General features: G+C 53.6%; 5 protein-coding genes. 4 read left to right on the forward strand and 1 reads right to left on the reverse strand.

What is annotated here, in order from left to right:
• Positions 1–85: 85 nt before the first annotated feature.
• The 4 genes from VNL73_08535 to VNL73_08550 all read left to right on the forward strand — a co-directional run bounded on the left by VNL73_08535 (position 86) and on the right by VNL73_08550 (position 9,498).
• A complete protein-coding gene (locus VNL73_08535; protein ID HXF49452.1) occupies positions 86–3,034 on the forward strand; it encodes a S8 family serine peptidase in 2,949 nt (982 codons plus the stop codon).
• Between the two features lie 230 nt (positions 3,035–3,264).
• A complete protein-coding gene (locus VNL73_08540) occupies positions 3,265–4,329 on the forward strand; it encodes a 3-isopropylmalate dehydrogenase (GenBank protein HXF49453.1) in 1,065 nt (354 codons plus the stop codon).
• 94 nt (positions 4,330–4,423) lie between these two features.
• Positions 4,424–6,193 (forward strand): ATP-binding protein, encoded by a 1,770-nt coding sequence (locus VNL73_08545; protein HXF49454.1) that lies wholly within the window; start codon positions 4,424–4,426, stop codon positions 6,191–6,193.
• Complete coding sequence (locus tag VNL73_08550; protein HXF49455.1) at positions 6,193–9,498, forward strand: serine/threonine-protein kinase; 3,306 nt, start codon at positions 6,193–6,195, stop codon at positions 9,496–9,498. Before VNL73_08545 ends, VNL73_08550 begins: the two co-directional genes overlap by 1 nt.
• A 908-nt stretch (positions 9,499–10,406) precedes the next feature.
• Here VNL73_08550 and lepB read toward each other — a convergent pair.
• Complete coding sequence (gene lepB, locus VNL73_08555; protein ID HXF49456.1) at positions 10,407–11,129, reverse strand: signal peptidase I; 723 nt, start codon at positions 11,127–11,129, stop codon at positions 10,407–10,409.
• Between the last annotated feature and the right edge of the window lie 100 nt (positions 11,130–11,229).

The raw sequence follows: 11,229 nt of genomic DNA on the forward strand, positions 1-11,229 counted from the left end.
TTATGAGTCCAAGAGGCCCGCCCCAAGCGCCCGATTCGCAGAGGACGTTCACTGAAACCGTAAACCCAATTTATCGGAGGAAGAAATGAAACGGATTATACTGCCAATGGCCTTTGGCTTCCTGCTTCTGCAAACCGCCTCACTTTGGAGCGTGACCGCAGAACAGGCCCAAAGGGAGGTTCTGGTTTACGTAAAAACAGACACCACGATTATCATTCCACCCCCGTCCATCAGCGCCAGCGTTCAGCAAACCACAATCAACTACCAGCCCTTGCGCGACACGTTGACGAACTACGCGGTTGAAGTCATCGAAAAAGCTGATCCGTATTTTAACCGGGCCGATACGATTGCCTACGATTCGGCGGGAAATCCCATCAAGCTGCTGGACTTATCCCGCCTTTTCCGGATTCGGCTTGTTTCGGGCGGAAATGCTTCCGCTTTGAAGCAGGCCTTGGACAGCATGCGCGGAGACGTCGTCTATTCCGAAATCAACGGCACCGCCCAGTACTTTGAAATTGTGCCAAACGACAACCTGTTTTATCGGCAGTGGGGATTGAAAAACACCGGTCAGGCGGGTGGCACGGCAGGCGAGGACATAAAGGCGGCCGCGGCATGGGAGATTTTTCAAGGCAGCTCGGGCATTAAAATTGCAATAATGGACGGCGGCATTGACCCCAATCACCCGGAATTTGCCGGCAGGATTCAAAGCGCTGAATCTTACTATCCGGGCGATCCGGCTTTCTTCCACGGAACGCACGTGGCCGGTATTGCCGCCGCCAGCGCCAACAACAACGGCAACCGGGGCGTGGCCGGTGTGGATTGGAACGCCAAAATCATCGCCAAAAACATTGCCACGTTCGACAACGTGGAGATTTACAACAAGACGAGAGCTGCCGTTAATGAGGGTGCGCACGTTTTGAACCATAGCTGGGGCGGCCCGGACTATTCCTTGACCGTGCGTTCCGCCTTTTCCTATGCCTACAGGGTAAACCGGGTATCGGTGGTTTCTATGGGCAACAGTAGCGACGAGCGGGCCTTTTTTCCAGCCGCTTTTGGCCAGGGGATTACAGCTGTTGGCGCGCTGCAAAACACCGGCAATTATTCCACTTTCTCCACGCAGGGAAATCACATTGACGTAAGCGCTCCGGGCGGCATCAACCCCTACCCGGGTACAAACGACCAGGACATTTTGTCCACATTTCCCAGGTATTTCGGGCGGGTTTCCGATGGCGCGGAACTGTCATACGATAATGTCGCCGGCACTTCGATGTCCGCGCCATTTGTAACCGGGCTGTCTTCCTTGCTTATTGGTTTTCGGCCCAGCTACTCCAATGATGACATCGAGAACATCATCAAATTGTCGGCAGATGACAGGGACGACCGTTTTGACCCTCCTTTACCGGCTGGCTGGGACAAGTTTACCGGTTATGGCCTCATTAACGCCGAACGGGCCTTGAAGTTGCTGCAGGTGCCGTACGTTTTGCAGCGGATTTCCGGCGGGACCGGTGGAACCGATGTCGCCTCGGTCGGACCTTATACGACCATTATGTGGGATGTACCCGGACTGGCGCCCGGCACATACTACGTTAGGCGCCATGAGATTCGAAGAACCGTTACCTTTCCCCAGCCGTTTTACACCGGTGCCAGCCCGCTATCCACCAGCTTGTATCCGTGGCCGGCAGCTTGGGGCCGCGGTAACGGGTCGGTCGGTTTTTCGCCCGAGTCGCCGAACGTTGGGCTTCCCTTCAGCGAGGTTGTGCCGGGAACCATTACGAACACCGGGTGCCAGCTTCGAACTTATATTTACGAAGTATGGGACCTTGCCGGAAATTTCCTCGGCTGGACGCCGACAACGGCCCCGAATGTTTCATTCCAGTACACCGTTTTGGGTGAACCGCTGTTGACGGCGCCCTCGGCCAGCGTGACTTATCCGCATGTGGTTTTGGCTTCCGGATGGACGGTACGGGTGAAGCTGGATTTTCCCGAAAACAACATCAACGAAGAAGGAATGGCGGTGGAGCGCAAGGACGCCACCAACAACATTTGGGGCGTTGTCGCCACCCTGCCGCCGAACACCACGACTTGGACGGATATGTCCGATTTGATGGGAAGCCAGACCTACACGTACCGGATAAAGGCCTTCACCCGCAATCAGACGGTTTACAGCAACGAGGTAACGGTTAGAACCCGGCCCAAACCAGGGGTGAATTTTAAAGCGGCTGTAGGGTCAGTTACAACTTATTGCATAAATGAAGGAATGGGGGGAGGAGCGTCCGAAATCGAAACAGCGGAAGGAGGGGGAATAGAGCTTCTCGGGCCTCCCGGTTACTGCACCTACAAGACAAATAAAGTCGTTCTGACTTGGAATGCCCCAAGCAATCAGAACCCGGCCGTGCCGATTGTAAACTACCGAGTGGACGCTTACTGGCTGAAAAATCGCTCGGCGATGTGTCCGTGTTGGGGTTGTTTTCCCGTCACCCAACTCTGGGAGACCTACGAACAAAGCGTTATCTCGACGTCCACTTCAGCCATCATTTGCACGCAGCAACAGGACACTCTTTACAGCTTCTACATTACGGCCTTCGATGCAGCAGGGGACAGCAGCCTGCTCTGGATTAAGCAGACCTGTCCGCCAGACAGCAAACTAGTCATTCAACCAGCTTATGCCTATCCCGGTGGGTTTTGCGTCAGCCCTTGTTGCGGGCTGGGCAAAGCCACTGCCTCAACCGGTCAGGCAGGATCAAGCGCTTTGCCAACCGAATTTGCGCTGGGACCGAATTTTCCCAATCCTTTCAATCCAACAACAACTATTCGGTATGCACTGCCGCAAGGGGCAAAGGTTGAATTGCGGATTTACAACATTTTAGGACAGGTAGTTCGCAAACTGGCGGATGAGGAAAAACCGGCGGGATATCATCAAACGCTCTGGGATGGAAAAGACGAAGCCGGCCGGCCGGTTTCGTCGGGAATTTATCTGTATCAAATCAAAGCCGGGGATTTCATAGAGACCAAGAAGATGCAGTTGATTAAATAGAATGATTTTGCCTTCGAGAAAGCCGCCCGTACGGACGGCTTTCTTTTTTGTACTTTTGCGGCGACGCAAAAACGCAACAATATCCGTTGCACTTTTGTCTCGCCCAAAAATTGTTTCACGTGAAACAATTTTTCTAACCGGTTGAGAACCAAAAAGCTGTTCAAGCGTTGCGCGGGTTTTTTGCTAAAACCGCTTTCCTTTTTCCCCAAAAACTCTAATTTTGCGACCCGATGGGTAAAGAATATCAAATCGCCGTTCTCCCCGGCGACGGCATCGGGCCGGAAGTCATTGCCGAAGGGCTGAAGGTTTTGAAGCGCGCCTCCGAAATCGAGGGCTTTAAGTACAAACTGACCCACTACCCCCACGGCTCGGAGCATTACCTAAAAACTAACGAGCTTTTCCCGGACTCGGTGTTGAACGAACTGAAACAGCAGGATGCCATTTATCTCGGCGCCATTGGCGACCCGCGGGTGGAGGTGGGGTTGGTGGAACGGGCCGTAATCGCCGGCATCCGCTTTGGGCTGGATTTGTATGTCAATTTGCGCCCCATCAAACTGTTGGCCGAACACCTCTGTCCCCTCAAGGATAAAAAGCCGGAAGACATCGATATGGTGGTGGTGCGGGAGAATACGGAGGATTTGTACGCCGGAATCGGCGGCTTTTTGAAAAAAGGGACGCCGGACGAAGTCGCCCTGCAGGAGATGGTCTTCACCCGCAAAGGATGCGAACGGGTGATTCGCTATGCCTTTGAGCTGGCCTCCAAACGCCGGAAAAAACTGACCTTGGTGGACAAGGCCAACGCCATCCGGGCGATGGATATCTGGACGCGGACGTTTGCGGACGTTGGGAAGGAATACCCCCAAGTGGCGACCGACCATGCCTACATCGACGCCGCCTGCATGTGGCTGATCAAAAACCCGGAACAGTTCGACACGGTGGTCACCAACAACATCTTCGGTGATATATTGACTGACTTGGGGGCGGTTTTGCAGGGGGGGATGGGTATCGCCGCCTCCGGCAACCTCCACCCCGGCAAGGTCTCGATGTTCGAGCCGATTCACGGCTCCGCCCCCAAATACAAAGGGAAAGGAGTCGCCTCGCCGGTGGCCGCCATCGCGGCCTGCGGAATGATGCTGGACTATTTGGGGGAAACCCGCGCCGCCGCCCGCATCGAACAAGCTGTTGCGGAACTCCTAAAATCCAGAAAAATCCCCTCTCTCGATTCCTCCTCCGGCCTTTCCACCTCCGCCTGCGGCGACCTGATTGCCCGGCAGCTCTCCGAAGTCCGGCTGTAACCCGCCCCCGGCCGGGGTATGCAGTTCCCTTCGTTTATGCCGATAACCTTAACAGCCCCTCGGGATTGCGGGACAACAGGGTGGGCGATAAGCTATGGCGGGACACACAACCAAAAAGAAAAAAGAACCAACCCCTCCCAAAGGGTTTGGCAACACGGACAAGCTTTCCGTAAAGACCGTCCGTCCCTCCCTCCCCAAAAGCATCGTGGAGGAGATGCAGGAAACCTTGAAGAAAATCCGGGAAGCTCATCCCCGCGTGGATACCTCGGAAGGAGGAGCCAAATACCGCCACGAAGATCTTGAAGCGCTGCTTTTAATCAACAAAGTCATCTCTTCCTCCCTCTTTACGGAAGAGATTTTGTCCATCGTAATGCAGAAGGCCGTGGAGTTTTTGAAAGCAGAGCGGGGTTTTTTGATGTTGAAAAACGAAGCCGGCGAACTGGAATTCCGCACGGCCCATAATATCCAGAAGGAGCACCTGTCGGAGGAGGATTTCCGGATCTCCTCCTCCATTTCCATGAAGGTGGCCGAAACCGGGGAATCGATTTACACTTCGGACGCCCAGGCCGACCCCCGTTTCTCCTCGCAGAAATCGATTGCCGAGCTGCACCTCCGCTCGATTATGTGCGTGCCGCTGAAGGCCAAGGACGAAGTCATCGGCATCATTTATCTGGACTCCTCCGCCCAGGCCTCCATCTTTTTGGAATCCGATTTGTACCTGTTCGAGCTTTTCGCCGGGCAGGCCGCCATCGCCATTGAAAACGCCCGGTTGTACGACTCGGTCTTCCAGCTCAAGCGTTACAACGAGGACGTTATCAACCACACCCCGGTCGGGATTCTGGTTTTGAATGAGGCGTTGGAGGTCACCACGGCCAACCGGGCCGCCTATAAAATTTTTGGCCGGGAGGAGGTCCGCATTGCCTCCGGTCCGATCAAGCTCGCCGATTTTCTGCCGTCCGACCACGTGGCCTACTGGGAGGAGACCTGCGAGGAGGTCATCCGCACGGGACGTTCCTTTGAAGAACCCCGCTACTATTTGACCCGCGGCAAGGAGGAGGGGGTTCTCTCCTGGAAAGCCCATCCGCTGGCCACCCCGGACAAAAAATCGAACTCCGCCATTTTGGTCATCGACGATATCACCGAAAAGGTGCTTTTGGAAAAGTACATCATTCTTTCCGAAAAACTGGTGGCCAAGGAGGAGATGGCCGCCTCCGTGGGGCACGAGTTGAACAACTATCTGTCGATTATCTCCTCCAACACCGAAATGCTTTTGTTGAACATCAAAAAGCAGGCCTGGGACAAGGTCGCCCAGAACGTGGAAGGGGTGCTGGAGCACATCGGCAAGATGCGCCGCTTTACGGACAGTCTAATGGATTTTTCCAAGCTGGAACCGGAAATGCGGGAGTTTGACTTGCGCCGGCTGGTGGAGGATTTGCTCTTTTCGCTGAAGCCGCAGAAAAGCTTCGCCCATGTCCGTTTCTTCACCCATCTGCCGGCCAATTTGCCCCCCGTCACCATCGACGTGGGACAGGTGCAGCAGGTGTTCTTCAATTTGATCAAAAACGCCGCCGAGGCGATCAAGGATTCTAAAAAAAGCACGGGCAGCATCGAAATTTCGGCGGTCTTCCGCGCCGAAAAGGATTGCATTGAATTGAAGGTGAAGGATGACGGCCCCGGCATTCCGCCGGAAAACCTGACCCGCATTTTCGAACCCCGTTTCACCACCAAACCGACCGGCCACGGGCTGGGGTTGGCCAACTGCCGGCGGATTATGGAGGCCCACGGTGGCAAAATCACGGTGGAAAGCCGGCCCGGTACCGGAACCACCTTTGTGTTGAGCTTTTCCGTCTCCAACCGCCCCTGATGGGCTCCGCTCGCGAAACACCCGGGCTGTTTTTAGATAAAAAACCGCTGAAAATACTCCGCTTTTTGGGGGAAGGGGCCTTTGCCGAGGTTTTTCTGGCCGAAGGGGAAGAAGGCCCCTTTGCCGTCAAGGTTCTGAAACCGAATCAGCAGTCCGCGCTGGAATCCTTCAAGCAAGAATACCTCCTGGGCAAAAACCTTTGCCATCCCGCCTTCGCCCGCTTCTTCCGCTTCGGCTGGACGGATCAAGAAACCCCGTTTTACACGATGGAGTTTCTAAAAGGAAAAAACATACGGGAATGCTGGCCGAAGCTCGACTCGATTTCCAGAAAATTGCTCTGCTATCAACTTTTTCTGGGGCTTGCCCTGCTGCACAAAAAGGGACTGGTGCACCGGGATTTGAAACCTTCCAATCTCCTGGTCGTGCCAAGGCGGAAGGCCGAGCTCCCGTTGCAGTTGAAAATTATGGATTTGGGTCTGGCCCAGTCCGCAAGCCCGCCGGATAATGAGAATGTGGGAGGCACGGTGGACTATCTGGCGCCGGAGATGATTAGGAAGGAAAAGCCCGACGCCCGGGCGGACTTCTACGCCTGTGGGATAATCCTCTGCGAGCTGTTTCTGGGGCGACCGCCGTTTGCCGACCCTGACCCGGCGGCGACTTTGGCCCGCCATCAGGAAGCGCCGCTGCCCCGGCTCCCAATTCGCAATTTGAAGGAAAAGGAATTCTGGCAGCATCTGATAGGCCGGCTGGCGGCCAAAAACAGGGAGGAGCGCCCGCGCGACGGCATCCAAGTGCTGGATTGGCTTCTGGAAGATCCCGCCCTGCAAAAAAAACTCGCCCGGGTGGAAGAGTCCTCCGCCGACTGGTGCCGGACACTTTTGCCGAGGCCTTGGGCTTCCCCTTCCCTCCAACGGGGAAACGAGCTTTCCGCCGAGACCCCCGCCGCCGTTCTACGGGCGGAGGAGGAGTTGAAGGATGGAGATGACCTTGTAAAAAAATCCACCGTTCATACCGTCCGGCTGGCCATCGAGCAGAATAATTCCTCGCGGGCCTATCCCCGGCTTTCCGAACGTGAGCTCGCCGACTGGCTGGCCTCCGGCTTCGGCGCCTCCCAGGAAACCGCCAAACTCTTATGGCGGAAAACTTCTGGCGAGGTGTCTTTAATCGAGTTTGAACTGGGCTTCTGGCAGAAAAAGAAGCTGCTTCGTTGGAATGGCGCGGGCTGGGAATGGAAGGAAAACATTCTCATGGATGTCCCCCTTTCCCCCGCTTCACAAAAAGAGCTTCTGGCGCTCGCCGCCACCCTCCCGGATGAAGAACGAAAGCTTCTGGCTCGACTCTCGTTTTTCCTCGGCTTCTTCAATCCCGAGGAAATCTTCAAAACCGGCCTTTGGGAACAAAGTAACTTGAAACTGTTGCTGGAAAACCTGCAGCAAGCCGGTTTCCTTCTCACACTGGGAGAAAACCGCCTCGCCTTCTCCCGCCCCGGCCTGCGGGAAGCGCTATATGCCACGGTAAAAAATTCAAAGGACACCCATCGAAGAATCTGGGGCTTTTTTGCCCGAAGCAACCAATTAGGCGACAAATCCCGCTCGTCTGAATGGGAATTTCAAGCCGCCGGCGCCGGTCTTTGGGAAGAAGCCGCCCGGCAGGCCATGGCGGCAGCGGGCGAAGCGGGCGCCAAAGAAGATTTCAAAAAGGAAAGCTGGTATTTGAATCGATCGCTTGCATGGGCTCAAAAACTCCCGGCCGGTGTCCGTCGGGAAAGCTTGTTTTTGGAGATTTACCGCGAACGGGGCGACTTTTTCGGGCGGCAAGGAGAACTGGAAAAGGCCATCCAGGAATTTCTCATGCTCATTCGGATGGCAAAAAAATCGAAAAACCTGGAAGCGGAGGCAATCGCCACCAATCGACTGGGAAATCATTTTCGTCAATTGCCGGATTTTCCCAAAGCCGAAAAGACTCTGAAAAAAGCGCTGGCTCTCTTCCAAAAACTGGAAAATGAGAGCAAGCTTTCCTACGTCCACAACAATTTGGGAGCCACGTATGCCCATCAATTGCGTATTGATGAGGCGTTGTTGCATTACACCCAGGCCGCCGAAATCCAGCGCCGTCTGGGAGATACCAAAAATCTGGCCAGCACGCTGAATAACATCGGCGTGGCCCAAATGATGGCCGACCGTCTGCAGGATGCCGTCCGTTTTCTGCGGGAGGCGTTGCAATTGAACCGAAAATTGGACGAAAAAGAGCAAACTGCCCTGTGTCTGAATAACTTGGGCTTCATTCTGGCCCTGCGAGGGGAATTTGAAGGAGCCAAAACGCTCCTTTTGGAAGCTCTGGAATTGAACCGTCAGATTGTCAGCCAGAAATGGGAAGTTCTTAACATAGATAATCTTGCTATCGTGGCTTATCGGTCGGGCAATTATCCGGAAGCCATCTACTACGCGCTTTTGGGCTTGGAGCTGTCGGAAAAAATAAACTTCAAGGGCAACCACCTATCCCTTCTCGCCACTCTGGGAGGCAGTTTAAAGGCGCAAGGGCAGTATGCTGAAGCGGAAAAGTATTTGACTCACGGGCTCGCCTTGGTGGATGAAATTCACGATTTGCCCAGCGAGATCCCGCTCCGACTGGAAAAAATCGAGCTGGCCCTTTTGGTAAACGACTTGCCGGAGGCGGAAAAAGCGGCCGCAGAGGCACTTCAAAGAATAAAAAATGTTTCGGATCGCAGCCTGCGGGGGCGACTGCTCATGCTCTTGGCAAAATTAGCGGCCCGCAAAGGAAAAACCTCCGAAATGAAAAAACACCTTGGTGAAGCCGAAAAGCTGTTGGCCGAAAGCGAATATTTTCCGGAGTGCCACCGTCTTGCACTCGAGCGAATCGAATTGCTGGGAAGACCGGATAGCTCGAAAAAAATCGAAGAACTGCTTTCCGGCGTCCGCACCCTTTCTGCCGTTCCGGCGAGTCCGACCCTCTCCTGCGAAGGGCTCTTCCTTGAAGCCCGGTCCGCCTTTCATTTGGGCCAATTCGATACGGCCCGTCAAAAGGGAGCCGCAGCCTTAAAGCTCGCCTACGACCTTTCCGAGCCGGAAAAAATCTGGCGACTGCATCACTTTATGGCTAAGATTTCAATGGAGGAAAAAAATTATCGAAAAGCATTCGGCGAATTGCAATCGGCGGCACAGGTTCTGGAGAATTTGAAAGAGAATTTCACCACGGATGAAAGTATGAACAGCTACTTAAACGACCCGCAAAAAGTGGAACTTCTTACGGAAATCCGGAAAATCGCCGAAACTTTGGGCCAATAAGACCAAAAAGCCGCCTTGCGGCGGCTTTCTTGGCTGCTTACAGCTTTTACTGCTGGCCGCCGGAACCTAATCCCGGAGCGACCTTCGCCTCAAGCTGTTCGATGAGCAGTTCGTACATTTGCTCACCTCCTGTGAGCTACGTCGGTTTCCCCCCAGTTTTCCGGAAGGGACCAAGCGTCCGGGCCTTGCGGCCATTTCGTAGCTTTCTAAATACGGAACACTTGCATTTACAAATACGAATCTTTCAGCAGAAAAGTCAACATTAAGAACCTGGCAAGCGACCAATTTGAACCAAAAAGTGAAAATAGGAAAAAACTTCACATTCTTTATAACCAAAAAACATAAAAGCAATTAGGAAATTCAAGTGCTTTGCGTACGAAATTAGTAAATGAAATAATCTGGATAACTCCGCTCAAAAAGAAGACAAATAAAAAAGGGCCGTCTTTTGGACAGCCCTTATTACCTTCGAAGGATAAGGCTGCTTCAATTACCCTTGTCCACCGGATCCACCGCCGCCCGGCGCTACCTTCGCCTCAAGTTGTTCGATGAGCAGTTCGTACATTACAACTCACCTCCCGCATATTGTTATGCGTTAATCCACCCCCCTTAAACAACTCAAGGGGGACCGCCGTCCTGCCCCAAAAAACCGGGGCCCTTACCGGAAAAATTTCCGGCAAAATCGCAAAACCCTTTTTACCTGAATTAAAAGTATGGGGGGATTCCAATAATTTGTCAAGCACTTTTTTGCAAAAAACCGGAAACTCTTATTACAATCAACCAATTCAACTACATATAGTGGCCAACTATCAGCCACCACAATTTGTAGAATTGGCTTACAAGCCGAAAAATATGCGGATTAGATGAATCGAAAAACGGCGCTTTAAATGATTAAGATTTACAGATTCGTATTAATCTACAACCATTCCCAACCGGTCGAACCGCATCCGGTCAAAGAAATGGGCGATGTTGTAAACCGTTAGGCTGATAAATTCAAAAACATACGGAAACTCCAGCTTCGGCTCCTGCGGATCCGGCTTCCAAGACCAGTAAACGATAATCGGCTTGCCGATAAGATATTTGCGTTCCAAAAAACCCCACTCCCGCGAATCCTGGCTGTCATCCCGGTTGTCGCCGAGCACGAAGAATTGGTCCAACGGCACCTGCTTGGGGCCGAAATTATCGCGGGAGGAAAATTCCCGCGGCAGAATCTTGGGGTCTTTGTGCTTGGCGTCCCGTGGATTCGGCACCACCTTCCCGTCCACCCGCAAAACCTTGTTCCGGATTTCCACCGTCTGCCCGCCGACGGCCACGCAGCGCTTGACGAAAACCCGGTCCGTGTTCAACGGATACTGGAAAACGACGATCTCCCCGGGTTTGGGGTCTTTGAAATGGAAAATAAACTTGTTGACCAAAAGAAAATCCCCGGGCAGAAGGGTGTTTTCCATCGAACCGGTCGGTATGCGGAAGGCCTGCACCACGTAGGCCCGCAAAATGAACGCCAAAACCAAAGCCACCACGGCCACTTCGAGATAGTCCCGCCAGATGGGGCGGGTGCGTCGGCGCAAGGATATTTTAGCGCGGTCGGTAGTCGTCAGTTCGGCCACATCTAAAGTATCGGTAAGGCCTTGCAAAAGTTTACCGCCCGGAACGGGTTGATACGGAAGAGCCAGCTGCAACTCTGTATGGGAAATTTCCCATACCCCTCAATTTATGTAAGGTCGGCGTGTTTTT

The organism is Verrucomicrobiia bacterium, assembly GCA_035574275.1.
Lineage (GTDB): Bacteria > Zixibacteria > MSB-5A5 > DSPP01 > DSPP01 > DSPP01.

Bases quoted from the DNA above. Each gene is read 5' to 3' on its own strand.
- VNL73_08545 (HXF49454.1), top strand. From the start codon at position 4,424: ATGGCGGGACACACAACCAAAAAGAAAAAAGAACCAACCCCTCCCAAA.
- VNL73_08550 (HXF49455.1), top strand. From the start codon at position 6,193: ATGGGCTCCGCTCGCGAAACACCCGGGCTGTTTTTAGATAAAAAACCG.
- VNL73_08540 (HXF49453.1), top strand. From the start codon at position 3,265: ATGGGTAAAGAATATCAAATCGCCGTTCTCCCCGGCGACGGCATCGGG.
- VNL73_08535 (HXF49452.1), top strand. From the start codon at position 86: ATGAAACGGATTATACTGCCAATGGCCTTTGGCTTCCTGCTTCTGCAA.